Genomic DNA, 15,050 nt, shown 5'->3' on the forward strand with positions numbered 1-15,050 from the left:
GTACACCACGTCGAGGACGATGGGTCACTGCCTGATGCAAGGTCTGACCCCCATCCATGGCCGATGGCCTGAAAGGCTCCCATGAAAGCTGAGATCGCCGTGCCCGACGGCGCACGGCACACCCGAATTCTCGGTGTCGGCGCGTATCGCCCCCGGTCGGTCGTCGACAACGCCGAAGTATGTCGATACATCGACTCCTCGGACGAATGGATCCGCTCCAGAACCGGCATCGTGACCCGCCGCTGGGCCGGTCCCGACGAAACCCTGGGCGTGATGGCGGAGCAGGCCGCCAGCAAGGCCATCGCGGCAGCCGGGCTCACCCCGGACCGCATCACCTGCGTGATCGCCGCCACCTTCACCCACCTCATGCAGACACCCGCGGTCGCCACGGAGATCGCCCACCGGATCGGCGCCACCGAGGCCGCGGCCTTCGACATCACCGCGGGCTGCGCCGGATTCGTCCACGGCGTGGTGCTCGCCTCCGACGCCGTGCGCGCCAGAGGCGGCCACGTCCTGGTCGTCGGCGTGGAGCGGATGACCGATCTGCTCGACCTCAGCGACCGTTCGACGGCATTCATCTTCGGCGACGGCGCGGGGGCCGTCGTAATCGGCCCGTCGGACACACCGGGCATCGGCCCGGTGGTCTGGGGCGCGGACGGCTCGCAGGCCGACGCGATCGAGCAGACGGCACCCTGGGACGTGCTCAAGGACGACCCCGGCCACGCGTTCCCCGCACTGCGCCAGGACGGGCAGCGGGTCTTCCGCTGGGCGGTCTACGAGATGGCCAAGGTGGCCAAGCAGGCGCTGGACGTGGCGGGCGTCGGCCCGGCCGACCTCGACACGTTCATCCCGCACCAGGCGAACGAGCGCATCATCGACAGCATGGCCAAGTCCATCGGCCTGCCGCCCGAAGTCACCGTCGCCAAGGACATCGTGACCAACGGCAACACCTCAGGTGCGTCCATCCCGCAGGCCATGGAAGCGGTGCTCGCCTCCGGCGAGGCCAACTCCGGCGACACCGCACTGCTGCTCGGGTACGGCTCCGGCCTGTCCTACGCCGCGGTGGTCGCCACCCTGCCCTGACCCACCGCACTCCAGCACAGCGCGCAGCGCGACCACTTGGCACCGGCCGCCGCCCCGGCACACAGGGGCGGCGGCCGGCGCCTTTTCCGCCCGCGACACCCGCCGTTCCGAAATGAACGATCATCGGCCGTCACAGCTGCCGGAGTTAATGACTCTACGTACCAGGAGGAGAACGGGACCCGCCCGGAATCTCGCGCGACCGGGCGCGCACCGCTCTCCCTCTCCCCACTGGTGACGTGTGACGAAGAAGGCGGGTAGCTGATGAAAGCCCTGGTCACAACGGACAACGCGGACGGCCGACTCCGGCTCGACCCGGTCGACGAGCCGGAACCGCTGCCCGGACAGGCCCTGATCGCGGTCAGCGCGGTGGCCGTCAACCGCGGCGAGCTGTCCGTGCTCGACGAGCTGCCCCCCGGCTCCCGGATCGGCTGGGACGTCGCGGGCACCGTACTGCGCCCGGCGGCCGACGGATCGGGCCCCGCCGCGGGCACCCGCGTCGTCGGCCTCGCCGACCGCGACGGCTGGGCGGAGCGCGTCGCCCTCGACACCCGCAGGCTCGCCCGGCTGCCCGACGCCGTCGACTGGGCCGCCGCGGCGGCCCTTCCCGTCGCGGGCCTCACCGCTCTCTACGCCCTCCAGCGGGCCGGCCGTCTGATCGGCCGCACCGTACTGATCACCGGCGCGGGCGGGGGAGTCGGCCGGGCCGCCGTCCAGCTCGCCGCCGCCGCGGGCGCCCACGTGATCGCCTGGGTCGGCTCCCCGGACCGCGCGACCGGTCTCGCCGCCCTCGGAGCCGATGTCGTCGCGACCTACGGCACCGACCCCGGCGTGCCCGTCGACATCCTGCTCGACAGTTGCGGCGGCTCCGTCCTGACCCGGGCCTTCGAGTCCGTCGCCCCCGGCGGCAGCGTGGTCGTCTACGGCAACACCGCGCGGGCCGAGTTACGCCTTCCCCGCGACTGGGGACGCGCCCGGCCCGGTGTCAGCCTCCACTACGTCTTCCTCTTCGACGAGATCACCCGCCACGACGTCGGCCACGACCTGGCCTTCCTGCTCCAACTCGTCACCGAGGACCGGCTGGACCCCCAGGTCGCCCTGGTCGGCTCATGGACCGATCCGACGCCCGCGCTGCGGTGTCTGGACCGCCGTCAGGTCAACGGCAAGGTGGTGCTGGCCCTTTGACCCGGGCAGCTCCCGGATGTTCACCGCGCGGAGGGATCGTGCGACCTCCGCGCGGTGAACGCGTCAGCGGCAGGGGCTACTTGGCCCAGGGGGACTGCTTCTCGTAGCGGGGCCGCCAGGTCTTGCGGAAGAGGAAGCGGACCGGCGGCGGAACGAGCGCCAGCACCTTCTGCTCGGTCGCGGCCGGCGCCGAGTCCAGGAGCCAGGGGAAGAACGTCGCCGCCCCCTTCGTCCCCACCTGCCTGCGCTGTTCCGCCCCGAAGGCGTCCCACTGCTTGGCGGTCACCACGGCCCCCACCAGCGGCAGCCCCGCGTCCTCCTCGTGGTCGAAGTGCGCCGTCAGCGCCTCCCGCAGCCGCTCCACGTCCTGGCTCAACCCGGCCGTGTCACCCGCCGTGAGCCGCGCATCGACCGCCGCGATCAGCGGATCGAGCACCGCGTGCTCGGCCTCCATCGCGTCCAGCAGCGCGACCCGCTCGGGGTCGCTTCCGATCCGCCCGCGCATGGCGGGCCACAAGGTGGTGTCCTCGGCGGTGTGGTGGATGTCCAAGTAGTAAGTGAAGTTCTTCCAGCCCTCTTTGAAGGCCCGCGGACTCCCGGCCTTGTGGTCGGCGGCCGTGACCAGCCTGCCGATGTCGCGCCGGAAGGCGTCGTGCACCGCGTACATCATGGTGAAGTCGAGCCGGGACTGCGCATCCGACGGGGTGTAGGTACTCATGCGTGCCTCCTGATGAGTGCGTGCGCGGGTACGTGGTCAGATGGTGGCACCGACGCCTGTCACGGTGCTTCCTCCTCAGGAACCCCGAGGCCCGCAGCGGCGGCGACTTCCGCGCCGATCGGGGCGAACCCCGCGATAAGGAGGCCGACTTCGGCCGCGGCCCCAAGTCGCGGGGCCCGGCACGTCACCCCGCCGCGGTCCGCAGCGCCGCCTCCAGCCGCGGTCCCGTGTACTGCCTCACCCACGCCAGATGCTCGCCCCCGGTCCCTCGCGGCACCACTTCGACGAGCATGATCAGGAAGAGGTAGCAGCGGTACAGCGCGATCCGCCGCCGGGCCGCCGCGTCGAAGTCCGTACGCCCGCCGCCCGCGCCGTATCCGGCGAGGAAGGCGGAGTCGCGCTCGATGTCGTCGCGCCCGATCGACAGCGACGCGAAGTCCGCCAGCGGGTCGCCCCAGAACATCCGCTCGCCGTCGATGAGACCGCTGACCGTACGGGCGCCCGCGGGACCGTGGAGCAGGATGTTGCCCGGCCACAGGTCGAAGTGGACCAGCGCGGGCTCGGTGACCTCGTCGAGCACGGGCGCCGCCGTCGCCAGCGCGGCGCGGATCTCGGCGACCGGCAGCGGCAGCCAGGGTCCGTACCGCTCCGCGTCGGCCAGGACGGCGTCGGTCATGGCCGTGAAGGCGGGCCGCCAGCGGGAGTCGAGCGGGGCGAGGGTCTGCGCCGGGTAGCCGAAGGCCGGTCCGCGCACCGAGTGCAGCCGGGCCAGCAGACCGCCGGTCTCCCGCCACAGCCGCGCGCTCTCGGCCTCGCCGACGCCCTCCGCGGCCTCTCCCGCCGCCGACCAGGTGACACCGGGGCAGTGCGTCATCAGCAGGAAGGGAGCGGCCTGTTCGCTCCCGTCGTCGTACTCGGCGTGCACCACGCGCGGCGCGGGCACCCCCGCCGTGGCGGCGCCCTCGTAGAACCGGGCCTCGCCGCGCAGCAGTTCGCGTTCGTAGCCGAGCTTCGGGACCCGCGACGGCGGCGGGATCTTGAGCACGAGGACGGCGCCGTCGGTGAGTTCGACGCGGTGCATCGCGTTGTACGTGCCGCCCTGGAGCGGCGCGTGTCCGGCGATCCCGGCCGCCGGGATTCCGGCGCGCTCCAGCGCTCCGGCCACCGTGTCGTCCCGCGTCAGCGGTGCCATCCGCCCCTCCCCGTGGTCGCCTTCCGTGGGGCCGAACCCTACGCGGTCGCCAGTCCCCAGCCGAGCGCGCCCACGGCGGCGGCCGCGTAGGCCCACACGGCGGCGAGCACGATCCGCCGCCGGACGGACTCCGACCAGGGCGTACGGGCCAACAGCCAGGCAAGCGCGGGGAGTACGAGGACCGCGTGCAGGCTCACTGCGTGCAGCGGCTTCAAGGCGCCGGTCGAGTGGTACGCGGCCTGCTGGTCGCCGGTCCTGGTGTCGACGACCCCGCGGGCGATCATCGCGGCGCCCGAGAGCAGGCCGACCAGCAGCAGCGCGAATCCGGCGCGCAGCGCGAGCGGCATTCCGGCGGGTCCGGCGGGCCGGGCGCGGAAGGCGGCGACCGCGAAGGCGGTGAGGACCACGACGAGCAGCGCGCCGCCGACGGCCAGCGACATGGCGACGGCGGCGTTCACCGGCGTCTCCACGTTGAAGTGCGAGGGCACGTGCCGCCACGCCTGCACGGTGATCCCCGCGACCTCCAGGACGCAGTCGGCCGCGAAGAGGGCGAGCAGTGTGGAGCGGGTCCGCTCGCCGATCCGCACGTACGAGGTCACCCGGGCGAGCGCGATCAGGGTCAGGCCGAAGGACACCCCGAAGGTGAAGGGCTTGCGCCAGGAGACCGGGCCGTCCCACGGCCCGCCGTCCACCGCGAAGACCCCCAGGTGGAACAGGCCCGACACGATGAGCGCGGCGCCGACCGCGTACGCCGCCCGCTCGGCGCCGCGTGCGGGGAGGCGGGCGGGCGGCGGGACGACTGCTGCTGCCGTGGCGGACATGGCGCGGGACTCCTGACCGAGGGGGCCCCGGCGGCGCTCCCGGCCGGGGAGTCCCGGACGCGGCGCGGCCGGGACGCGCTCACGGTAGGCGGCGGGCGGTGCGCGCCGCGTCGTCGCGCGGGAGGCGGTCGCGCTGCTCCCGGTGGAGTACGCGCCCGCCTTCAGGACCCCCGCACCGCTGATCGGCCGTCAGAAGGGTCCGGCGGTCGGGTGGTTCCGGGCGTGCCGCGATTGGGCTGGTCGCAGAACGGTCATAGCATCTGAAAATATGCTTAAAGGTCTCCCCGGGTCGCGCAGGCGACAGGGGCGGTAGGAGCGAGGGCGAGGAGCGTCATGACCCAGCAGACGGGCGGCCGGATCGCGGAACCGCGCGACGGCGCCGACTCCGCGGAAGCGGCGGACGGCGGCGGACGCACGCGCCGCAGACGACTGCTGCCGTGGAAGCACAAACGGGATCTGACCCCGACGCAGCTCCGCCGCCGCCGGCTGGTCACCCGCGGCGCGCTCGGCGTCTGCGTGGTGTGCGTCGGCACCGTGGGCTGGTCGGTCGGCCAGGCGCTGACCTACCCCGGCAAGGACAGCAACGTGGCCAGGCTCGCCGAGTGGGCCCGCGACCACGAGCTGGGCTTCGTGGTCAACAAGCTGGAGGACGTCCAGTACAAGATGAACCCGCCGAAGGTCGGCGGCTCGCTGTCGGCCGACGCGCTGGCCCGGATGAAGGCCACCGCGCCCGCCACCACCGCCGCGGGCACCGCGCCGGAGGGAGCGCCCGCGGCCCCCGCGGCGCCGGTCATCCCGCTGCGCGCCCCGATGCGCCCGCTGGTCACCCCCGGCCTGCCGGGCGAGGGCGTCTTCCGCACCCTGTCCAGCGCCCACGGCCAGCCGATCGTCCAGGGGACGTACGTCAGGCCGGACGGCGACCACACCTCGTACGAGGCGGCCGTCGCCTGGATCAGCGGCAAGCACGCGCGCTTCCAGCTCCACCCCGGATTCCGCGAGCCCGGCGGCACCTTCTCCGTACCGCCCAACATCCCCAAGGGACAGCGCACCGGTCTGGTCGCCACCTGGAACGGCGGCTTCCGGGTCACCGACGGCGGCTCGCGCGGCGGCTTCTACCTCAACGGACAGACGGCGGGCGACCTGCGCGACGGCACCGCGTCCGAGGTCTTCTACAAGGACGGCTCGATCCGCATCGGGGTCTGGGGCCGCGATGTGCACATGACCAAGGACGTCGTCGGCGTACGCCAGTGCCTGGAGCTGATGGTCGACGACGGCCGGGTGGTGCCCGACATCGGCGACGACTCCAAGTGGGGTGTCACCGACCAGAGCAAGATGTTCGTCGAGCGCTCGGGCGTCGGCATCACCGCGCAGGGCGACATCATCATGGTGGTCGGCCAGGCCCTGTCCGCGCGGACCCTCGCCGAACTGATGCAGCACGCCGGGGCGGTCCGCGCCATGCCGCTGGACATGAACCGCGCGTGGCCGTCCTTCATGTCCTACGACAGCGGCAAGAATCCGGCGGACCCGAAACCCACCAACATCCTCGACTTCGAGGACCCGCCGGACCGCTACTACACCCAGGCCACCCGCGACTTCGTGGCCGTCTACGCCCGCTGACCGTACGCAAGGCGGCGGCCCGTCGGCACGGCCCGCGCGGCCGGGTACGGCGCTACGCCATCTGGTCGGCCGCCGCCGCCTCGGTGAAGGCGCGGATCCTGGCGGTGGCGCGGGACGCCCGCCACACCGGACCCCAGTCCAGCGGCGGTGTGTCGTGGAAGGGGACGTAGACGACGTCGGGGCGGGCGGGGAACCGGGTGGCGTGCGCGCCCACCGGGAAGACCCCCTGGCCCGCCCCGACCAGGGTCAGCACCTCCTGGAAGGTCGCCGCCGAGCGGCCGACCGGGATCGCCAGGCCCGCCGGGGTCTGCTGCGGCGTCCCCGGCTCGCGCCAGTAGTCGGGCAGCGAGCACGGCGCTTGCAGCACCTCGGTGCGCGCCAGATCCTCCACCGAGACCGTGCCGCGCTGGGCGAACGGATGCGTGGCGGGGACCGCCAGCATGCGCGGCTCCGACAGCAGCACGGGACCGTTGGCCAGATCCGGGCCCGACAGCGGCAGGCAGGCGATCAGCACCTCCAGCGCGTCGGCGCGCAGCCGTTCCAGCGCCTCGGTCATCTGGACCTCGCGGATCTCCACCTCGCAGCCCGGATGCCGGGTACGGAACCGCTCGGTCGCCCTGACCAGCAGCTGACTCGCCGCCGCGCCCACGAAGCCCACCCGCAGCAGCCCGGTCACCCCGCGTCCCTCGGCCACGGCCGTCGCCAGCGCCGCCTCCAGCCGCTCGAACGCGGGCCGCAGGTCGTCGTGGAGGCGCCGCCCGATCGGGGTCAGCACCACGCTGCGGCTGGTGCGCTCGAACAGCGGTGCCCCGACACGGCGTTCGAGCTTGCTGATCACCTGGCTGACCCGGGCCGTGGTCACCCGCAGCCGCATGGCGGTCCGCCCGAAGTGCAGCTCCTCGGCGAGGGTCAGGAACGTCTCCATCTCGTACCGCTCCATGCATGCCCCCTTCCTGGTGCCGTCGAGGCATGTGTGAGCGCGCTGTTAAATCGTACTTAACGATCATTCCATGAAGTGGAGTTGATCCTCCCGCCCCCGTCAGGGAAGTCGGTTGACACCGCCCGCCCGCGCTGCCTAGCGTCGTGCCCGTATGTGACTGCTATTCAGGTGAAAGAACGCCTCGGAGTGAGGCGGAGAGCGGGGACCGTGGCAGAGCAGCAGCAGCGGCGCGTGGTGGTGTCGGGCGGCGGGACCGGAATCGGACGGGCCACCGCGGCGGCCTTCGCCGCCGACGGCGACCGGGTGACCGTCCTCGGCCGCCGCGAGGGCGTCCTGCGCGCCGCCGCCGAGGAGCTGAACGAGGAGTACGGCAAGGGGCGCGTCGACCTCTTCGCCGCCGACCTCACCGAGCCGGAACAGGTGCGCGCGGCAGCCGCGTTCATCACCGCCGAGGGCCCCGTGGACGTCATCGTCACCAACGCGGGCGGCAACGCCGCCTTCGACGACGACGGCACCCTGGAGGGCATCGCCGACGGCTACCGGCGCAACTTCGCCGCCAACGTCCTGACGGCCGTCCTGCTCACCGAGGCGCTGCTGCCGTCCGTACGGCGGCCCGGCGGGCGGATCGTCCACCTGTCCTCGATCGCGGCGGTACGCGGCCCCGGCTCGTACGGCGGCGCGAAGGCGGCCGTGCACGCCTACACCTTCGAACTCGCCCAGCGGCTCGGCAAGGACGGCATCACCGTCAACGCGGTGGCGCCCGGCTTCGTCGGCGACACCGAGTTCTTCGGCGACCGCGGCACCCCGGGGTTCATCGCCTCCCGCGTCGCCCAGACGCTGACCGGCAACCCCGGCAGGCCCAGCGAGATCGCCGCCGCGATCAAGCACCTGGCCGCGCCCGAGGCCGCGTACACCACGGGACAGATCCTGCACGTCAACGGCGGTGCGATGCTGGGCCGTTGACCGCTCGGACGCGCCCGGGCGGTCACGCGGCCGAGCGGACGCCCCCGCCGCGTCGAGCCGGGTGTCCGCGCCGTCCAGGATGCGGCGGGCGGTGTCCGCGTGCCCACGATGGTCTGGTCGAGCGCCGCCGGCAGCATCCCCGGCATGATCGTGTCGAACACGATGTTGCGCTGACGCAAACTCGGAGCGGGCGGCGCCGCCTCCTCGGTCACGGGACCGGTCTCACCGACGGTAGTCGCACCAGCACCAGCACCCTCACACTGCGCCGCGCACCCCGCACGCGCAGCCGTCCGCCCAGGTGAGCGGGAAACCAGGGGTGACGGGAGCGGGCCACGTCGTAGGCTCGGAGGCATGGCTGGTGACGAGGGGAAGCCCGCGGGCGGCGGGAGCGTACGGGTGGACAGTTGGATCTGGTGCGTCCGGCTGACCAAGACACGCTCGATCGCCGCCGCGGCGTGCAGGGCCGGACACGTCCGGGTGAACGGCGAGCGCGTGAAGCCCGCCCAGGCCGTACGCGTCGGCGACGAGGTACGGCTGCACCACGCGGGCCGCGAGCGGATCGTGGTCGTCTCCAAGGTGCTGAGCAAGCGGGTCGGCGCGCCCGCGGCGGCCGAGTGCTTCGTGGACAACAGCCCGCCGCCGCCCCCGCGCGAGGACGTCCTGGCGCTGGGCCTCCGCGACCGCGGCACCGGACGGCCGACCAAGCGCGACCGGCGCGAGCTGGAACGGCTGCTGCACGGCAGCGCGCGGCCCGGCGACGCCGGCCGGCCCGGTGGGACCCCGCGTCCGCGCGGCGGCGCCCGGCGTCCCGAGGACGGCTGAGGAGTGGGCGGGGTCCCGCGGACGGCTGAGCGGCGCCCGTGTGACCCGCGAGAGTCCTGCGTCGGACCCTGGCTGATGGCTCAGAGCGTCTGAGCGCACTGAGCGGTGCTGGGCGGCTGAGGACCCCGGCGGGTCCGGCCGTACGCCGGATCAGTACGACTGGAGTTCCAGGAGGTTGCCGTCCGGGTCGCGCAGATGCGCGGTCCGCATCGACGGGCCCCACTCGGGGCGGTCGGCCGGGGGAGCGACCGGCCGTCCGCCGTGCCGCAGGCACAGCTCGTACCCGGCGGTGACGTCCGGCACCCGGCTGACCAGCACGGCCCGGTCCCGGGCGGGCGGCGGGTCGACGGACAGGTCGGTGCCGCCCGTCACCTCGGCCATCGCGGCCCGGTCGAAGAGGGAGAGGACGCCCTCGGCGCCGACGTCCCAGCTCGCGTAGGGGCCGCTCTCGCCGCCGCGGGTCAGCGCGGCGCCGACGAGACCGGGGAGCACGGCGTCGTAGAAGCGGAAGGTGTCGGCGAACCGGCCGACGAGCAGGCGCGGGTGGAGCGCGTCCATCGGGAGACCTCACTCGGTGCGTACGGGATGATGAGTGACGGGATCATAGGTACTGACCCATCATTGGTATCAGCCTACAATGAGGTCCATGAACGTAACACCGCCCACCCTCGCCGCCCTCACGACGTATCTGCTGTCGAAGACCGGCAAGGCCGCGCGCGGCAGGCTGGCCGCCGAACTGTCCGACGAGGGTCTGCGGCTGTGGCACATGGCGGTGCTCGCCGCGCTCGCCGACTTCGGCCCGCAGGTGCAGCGGGAGCTGGCAGGGCGGCTGGGCGTCGACCCCAGCGACATGGTGAAGGTCGTCGACGAACTGGCCGCGTCCGGCTGCGTCGAGCGCGCCCGCGACGCGGCCGACCGCCGCCGGGTCCGCGTCGCCCTCACCCCGGCGGGCCGCGACCGCCTCGCCGCGCTCACCGCCCGCGCCGAGGCCGTACAGGACGACGTGCTCGCCCCGCTCGACGCGCGCGAACGGGCCCAATTGCACGCCCTGTTGCTGCGGGTGCACGACGGGCTGCCCGCCGGGGGACGGTGAGACCGCGGCAGCGGCGGGGCTGGGGTGTGCTGGGAGCGGCCCTCGCCCCCGTAAACTTGCGGTGCTAGTTTACGGGGGCGGTACGTACCCACGCCCGGGGCCGCCCGACCCGCACCATCGGGTCCCGCCAGGAGGAGCACGCGATGCGACCTGTCCACTTCGCCGCCGCCCGCCGCACCCCCATCGGGAAGCTGCGGGGAGCGCTCTCCACGGTCCGCCCCGACGACCTGGCGGCGACCGTGCTGCGCGGTCTGCTGGACGGCGTGCCCGCGCTCGACCCCGCCAGGATCGACGACGTCTACTGGGGCGCGGCGAATCAGTCGGGCGAGGACAACCGCAATGTGGCGCGGATGGCCGTGCTGCTCGCGGGCCTGCCGGACAGCGTGCCCGGCGCCACCGTCAACCGGCTCTGCGCGTCCGGGCTCGAAGCCGTCACCGCCGCCGCCCGCATGATCGCGGCGGGCGAGGCCGACATCGTGGTCGCGGGCGGCTCCGAGTCGATGAGCCGCGCCCCCTTCGTCCTGCCCCGCCCCGACGACGCGCTGCCGCACACGATGCCGACGTACGACACCCGGCTCGGCTGGCGGCTCACCAACGACCGGATGCGCGAACTGCACGGCGTGCTGGCGATGGGGGAGACGGCGGAGGAGGTCGCCACGCGGTACGGCGTCAGCCGCGCCGACCAGGACGCCTTCGCGCTGCGCAGCCACCGCAATGCCGCCGCGGCCCGGGAGAAGGGCCTCTTCGACGCCGAGATCCTGCCCGTCACCCGGCCCGACGGTGTGGTCGTCACGCGGGACGAGTGCATCCGCGAGGACACCACGGCCGAGCGGCTGGCCGCGCTCAAGCCGGTCTTCCGCAAGGACGGCACCGGGACGGTCACCGCGGGCAACGCCTCGCCGATGAACGACGGCGCCGCCGGGCTGCTGCTGGTCAGCGAGGAGGCGCTGCGCGACCTCGGACTCGAATCCCTCGGCCGGTACGCGGCCGGGGCCAGCGCCGGAGTGCACCCGGACGTCATGGGCGTCGGGCCGGTCCCGGCGACCCGGCGCGTGCTCGCCCGGCTCGGCAGGACCGTCGACAGCGTCGAGGAGGCCGAGTTCAACGAGGCGTTCGCCGCCCAGGCGCTGGCCTCCGTGCGCGAACTCGGCGTCGACCCCGAACTGGTCAACCCCGACGGCGGCGCCATCGCCCTCGGCCACCCGCTCGGCTGCTCGGGCGCCCGTATCCTCACCACCTTGCTGCACCGGATGAACCGCACCGGCGCCCACCGGGGCCTGGCCACCATGTGCGTCGGGGTCGGCCAGGGCACGGCGGTGCTGGTCGACCGCGACTGAGCCGCGACTGAGCCGCGACTGAGCCGTGACTGAGCGGTGACGGACGCGCGACGGACGCGCGCTCGGTCCGTGTCGGTGCGACGGTGCCGCCGGCCGGGCGAAACGGCGGCGAGGGTGACGGGAACCACCTCCGTGACACCCGCCCGCGGACCCGAAAGCCCGGTGCCGTCCGCCGCCGTCTGGGACAATCGATCGCGTGCCTACACCACTTAGCGGACGAGTTGACGCACGTTGACCGGCCCCGACAGCGGGGCGCAGCTACTCGCGATCAGTGACCTGCACGTCGGTTACGCGGCCAACCGCCTCATCGTGGAGCAGTTGCGGCCGGGGACGGACGAGGACTGGCTGATCGTCGCCGGAGACGTCGCCGAGAACTCCGAGGACATCATCTGGGCGCTGAGCACGCTCAAGGAGCACTTCTCCACCGTCATCTGGCTGCCGGGCAACCACGAGCTGTGGACCCCGCCGGACGACCCGGTGCAACTGCGCGGCGAGGCCCGCTACCGCCACCTGGTCGAGGAGATCCGCCGCCTCGGCGTCATCACGCCCGAGGACCCGTACCTCTTGTGGGAGGGCGAGCGGGGACCGGTCGCGGTCGTGCCGATGTTCCTGCTGTACGACTACACGTGGCGCGACGGCACGCCCGGTGCCACCACCAAGGAAGAGGCGCTGGCGCACTCGCGGGACCTCGGCGTGATCTGCAACGACGAGCGGTTCCTGCACCCCGACCCGCTGCCGGGCCTCGACGACTGGTGCCGGGTCCGGGTGGCCGAGACCGAGGCGCGCCTGGAGGCGCTGGACCCGGCGCTGCCGACGGTGCTGGCCAACCACTTCCCGCTGCACCGCGATCCGACGCGCATCCTGCGCTACCCGTCGTTCGCGCTGTGGTGCGGCACCGAGCGGACCGAGCAGTGGCACACCCGCTTCCGGGCCGCCGAGGTCGTCTACGGGCATCTGCACATCCCGCGCGTGATGTGGCGCGACGGCGTCCGCTTCACCGAGGTCTCGCTCGGCTACCCGCGCGAGTGGGGGCGCCGCGACACCGGGCCCGCGGGGCCGCGGCGGATACTGGCCGGACGTCAGGGCGTCCGCCGGTGATCGAGCACCTGCTGCCCGCCGCCGTCCGCTCACGGGCCGTGTACGGCGCGGAGCTCGACAGTGCGCCGCTCTTCCCCGAGGAGGCCGCGGCCGTCGCCAAGGCGGTCGCCAAGCGCCGCGCCGAGTACGCGGCGGGCCGCGCCTGCGCCCGCGCCGCGCTGGCCGGGCTCGGGATCGCGCCGGGGCCGATCCCGCGCGACCCCGACCGGGGCGCGCCGGTCTGGCCGACCGGCGTCGTCGGCAGCATCACCCACTGCGACGGCTACCGTGCCGCGGCGGTCGCCCGTACCTCCGACGTCCACACCCTCGGCATCGACGCGGAGCCGCACGGACCGCTGCCCGAGGGGGTGCTCAAGGTCGTCACCGCCACCGACGCGGAGGCCGCCGCGCTGGAGCGGCTGGGCGAGGAAGCACCCGAAATCCACTGGGACCGGCTGCTGTTCAGCGCCAAGGAGACCGTCTACAAGGCGTGGTATCCCTTCCACCGCAAGATGCTCGGCTTCGAGGAGGCCGAACTCCTCTTCACCCGCGACCCCGACGCCCCCGACCGCGGCGGCTACACCGCCCGCCTCCTGATCCCCGGCCCCCTCCTCGCCGAGAACATCGGCCCCGACATCTTCACCGGCCGCTGGACCACCCGCAACGGCCTCGTCACCACGGCGATCGTCGTCCCCAACCCAACCGCTACGCCTGCCGCTTGACCCCCGCGACACCCCGGCCCCAGCACCTCGCGCACCGGACCCGTGCGCGGCCTGGCGGCCCAGCCCGGAATTCCGCCAAGGCGCCCCGTCCGCCGAGCCAGCGCCCCAACCCCGCCGACCCCCCGCCCCGATCCGCCCAACGGCCTCCGCCGCCAGGCGTACCGCCGCTGGGCTTCCGTGCGACAGCTGCCGGGCGGCGAAGTCCGGGCAGACGCCAAACGACCTGCACCGTCAGGCGCCGCGTGGCGGAGTGTCGGTACCGAGCGCCGGTGGGCGTTCAACGGGCTGCGCCGTCGGGCGGAATCGTGGCGGGCGCGGGCGCCGTCCGCTGCGGGGGGTGGGGGCGGGCGCGGTTGATGACCTCCGCCGTCAGGCGGATTCGCGGGGGATCAGGGTTGTTTTGAAGATCGCTGAGCGGGTCTGCTGGGCGGGGTCGTCGATGAGGGCCATCAGGAGTTTCGCCATTTCGGCGGCCATGTCCTCGACCGGCTGGCGGATGGTGGTGAGCAGGGGGCGGGAGGACAGGGCGGCGCTGCTGTCGTCGAAGCCGATGACGGCCACGTCGTCGGGCACGCGGCGGCCGTGGTCGCGCAGGACGAGAAGGGCGCCCTGGGCCATGAGGTCGTTGGCGACGAACACGCCGTCGGTGTCGGGCTGTTCGGACAGCAACTGCTTCATCGCCCGCTCGCCGCCCTCCTGCGTGAAGCTGCCCTCGACACTGGGGACGTACGCGTAGCCGTGCTCGGCCATCGCCTCGCGGAAGCCCGCGAGGCGGTCCTGGCCCGCGGGGGAGTCGGCCGGGCCCGCGATCGTGGTGATCCGGCGGCAGCCGCGGGCCAGCAGGTGCTCGGCGGCGAGCTTCGCGCCCGCCTGCTGCGCGACGTCCACGAAGCTGATCGGGATCGGCGTGGCCGGCCGGGCGAACAGCACGGTCGGCAGCCCGGCCTCGGTGAGCAGGGACGGCAGCGGGTCGCCCGGCGCGATCGACACCAGCACCACGCCGTCGATGTGCTCCTGCCGCAGATTCGGCACCAGCGAGCGCCGCGCCTTCTCGGAGTCGGCGAGCATCAGCAAGGGGTGCACGCCGCGCGGGCGCAGCACCGTGAGCAGGCCGCCCACTATCCGGCCGAAGAACGGGTCGCTGAAGACCTGCCCGAGGAAGGGGTCGTCGGCCGCGTGGTGGTCGGGCACGGAGAAGACCAGCGCGACCGAGTCCGTACGCCGGGTGACCAGTGACCTGGCCGCGCGATTGGGGATGTACCCGGTCGCCTCGACCGCCTCCTGGACGACCTTCTGGATCTCCGGATCGACATTGCGCGTCCCGTTGACCACCCGGGACACCGTCGCCCGCGACACCCCGGCGGACCGCGCGACGTCTTCCAGTGTGGGCAGGCGGGGCCCGGCAGGACGGCTGCTCGTCATGGTCCAGTTATACCACGCACGGAGAGCGCTCTCCCTAAGTCCTGGTCGGACAACACGCAGA

Annotated in this window: 15 protein-coding genes; 9 read left to right on the forward strand and 6 right to left on the reverse strand. The window is 73.5% G+C overall.

What is annotated here, in order from left to right; all coding sequences use genetic code 11:
• Window positions 1–81 precede the first annotated feature (81 nt).
• Window positions 82–1,083 carry a beta-ketoacyl-ACP synthase III gene (locus ACZ37P_RS11075; protein ID WP_355341720.1) on the forward strand — a complete coding sequence of 334 codons (1,002 nt, stop codon included), beginning with the start codon at window positions 82–84 and terminating at the stop codon, window positions 1,081–1,083.
• A 261-nt stretch (window positions 1,084–1,344) separates the two neighbouring features.
• Window positions 1,345–2,265: a zinc-binding dehydrogenase gene (locus ACZ37P_RS11080; protein WP_467346110.1), complete on the forward strand. Its 921-nt coding sequence runs from the start codon at window positions 1,345–1,347 to the stop codon at window positions 2,263–2,265.
• A gap of 76 nt (window positions 2,266–2,341) precedes the next feature.
• On the opposite strand, the gene ACZ37P_RS11085 is transcribed toward ACZ37P_RS11080, so the two are convergent.
• The 3 genes from ACZ37P_RS11085 to ACZ37P_RS11095 form a co-directional block, all read right to left on the reverse strand.
• The gene (locus ACZ37P_RS11085) at window positions 2,342–2,983 is read right to left on the reverse strand and encodes a hemerythrin domain-containing protein (RefSeq protein ID WP_391045822.1); all 642 of its coding nucleotides are present in this window, start codon (window positions 2,981–2,983) and stop codon (window positions 2,342–2,344) included.
• Between the two features lie 184 nt (window positions 2,984–3,167).
• Window positions 3,168–4,175, reverse strand: coding sequence for a phosphotransferase family protein (locus ACZ37P_RS11090; protein ID WP_467346112.1), 1,008 nt, complete (start codon window positions 4,173–4,175; stop codon window positions 3,168–3,170).
• Window positions 4,176–4,213: 38 nt separating this feature from the next.
• Window positions 4,214–4,996 carry a hypothetical protein gene (locus ACZ37P_RS11095; protein WP_467346114.1) on the reverse strand — a complete coding sequence of 261 codons (783 nt, stop codon included), beginning with the start codon at window positions 4,994–4,996 and terminating at the stop codon, window positions 4,214–4,216.
• Window positions 4,997–5,329: 333 nt separating this feature from the next.
• On the opposite strand from ACZ37P_RS11095, the gene ACZ37P_RS11100 reads away from it, so the two are divergent.
• Complete coding sequence (locus ACZ37P_RS11100) at window positions 5,330–6,613, forward strand: phosphodiester glycosidase family protein (protein ID WP_467346116.1); 1,284 nt, start codon at window positions 5,330–5,332, stop codon at window positions 6,611–6,613.
• 52 nt (window positions 6,614–6,665) lie between these two features.
• Here ACZ37P_RS11100 and ACZ37P_RS11105 read toward each other — a convergent pair whose 3' ends face one another.
• Window positions 6,666–7,553, reverse strand: coding sequence for a LysR family transcriptional regulator (locus ACZ37P_RS11105; RefSeq protein WP_355341738.1), 888 nt, complete (start codon window positions 7,551–7,553; stop codon window positions 6,666–6,668).
• Between the two features lie 207 nt (window positions 7,554–7,760).
• Between ACZ37P_RS11105 and ACZ37P_RS11110 the strand changes: the two genes are divergently transcribed.
• Window positions 7,761–8,516: an SDR family NAD(P)-dependent oxidoreductase gene (locus ACZ37P_RS11110; RefSeq protein ID WP_391045812.1), complete on the forward strand. Its 756-nt coding sequence runs from the start codon at window positions 7,761–7,763 to the stop codon at window positions 8,514–8,516.
• A 351-nt stretch (window positions 8,517–8,867) separates the two neighbouring features.
• Window positions 8,868–9,338 (forward strand): RNA-binding S4 domain-containing protein, encoded by a 471-nt coding sequence (locus ACZ37P_RS11115; protein ID WP_467346118.1) that lies wholly within the window; start codon window positions 8,868–8,870, stop codon window positions 9,336–9,338.
• A gap of 150 nt (window positions 9,339–9,488) precedes the next feature.
• On the opposite strand, the gene ACZ37P_RS11120 is transcribed toward ACZ37P_RS11115, so the two are convergent.
• Window positions 9,489–9,896, reverse strand: coding sequence for a VOC family protein (locus ACZ37P_RS11120; protein WP_401856520.1), 408 nt, complete (start codon window positions 9,894–9,896; stop codon window positions 9,489–9,491).
• Between the two features lie 88 nt (window positions 9,897–9,984).
• On the opposite strand from ACZ37P_RS11120, the gene ACZ37P_RS11125 reads away from it, so the two are divergent.
• The 4 genes from ACZ37P_RS11125 (at window position 9,985) to ACZ37P_RS11140 (ending at window position 13,567) form a co-directional block, all read left to right on the forward strand.
• Window positions 9,985–10,431 (forward strand): MarR family winged helix-turn-helix transcriptional regulator, encoded by a 447-nt coding sequence (locus ACZ37P_RS11125; protein ID WP_467346120.1) that lies wholly within the window; start codon window positions 9,985–9,987, stop codon window positions 10,429–10,431.
• A 143-nt stretch (window positions 10,432–10,574) separates the two neighbouring features.
• Window positions 10,575–11,768: a thiolase family protein gene (locus tag ACZ37P_RS11130; RefSeq protein WP_391118904.1), complete on the forward strand. Its 1,194-nt coding sequence runs from the start codon at window positions 10,575–10,577 to the stop codon at window positions 11,766–11,768.
• 231 nt (window positions 11,769–11,999) lie between these two features.
• Entirely contained in the window at window positions 12,000–12,866 is an 867-nt protein-coding gene (locus ACZ37P_RS11135) for a metallophosphoesterase family protein (RefSeq protein ID WP_355341756.1), read from the forward strand.
• On the forward strand, window positions 12,863–13,567 hold the full coding sequence (locus ACZ37P_RS11140) for a 4'-phosphopantetheinyl transferase family protein (protein WP_467346123.1): 705 nt from the start codon (window positions 12,863–12,865) through the stop codon (window positions 13,565–13,567). Before ACZ37P_RS11135 ends, ACZ37P_RS11140 begins: the two co-directional genes overlap by 4 nt.
• Window positions 13,568–13,936: 369 nt before the next feature.
• Here ACZ37P_RS11140 and ACZ37P_RS11145 read toward each other — a convergent pair whose 3' ends face one another.
• A complete protein-coding gene (locus ACZ37P_RS11145; RefSeq protein ID WP_391045798.1) occupies window positions 13,937–14,989 on the reverse strand; it encodes a LacI family DNA-binding transcriptional regulator in 1,053 nt (350 codons plus the stop codon).
• Window positions 14,990–15,050: the final 61 nt, after the last annotated feature.

This window comes from Streptomyces sp. NPDC024632 (assembly GCF_055559175.1).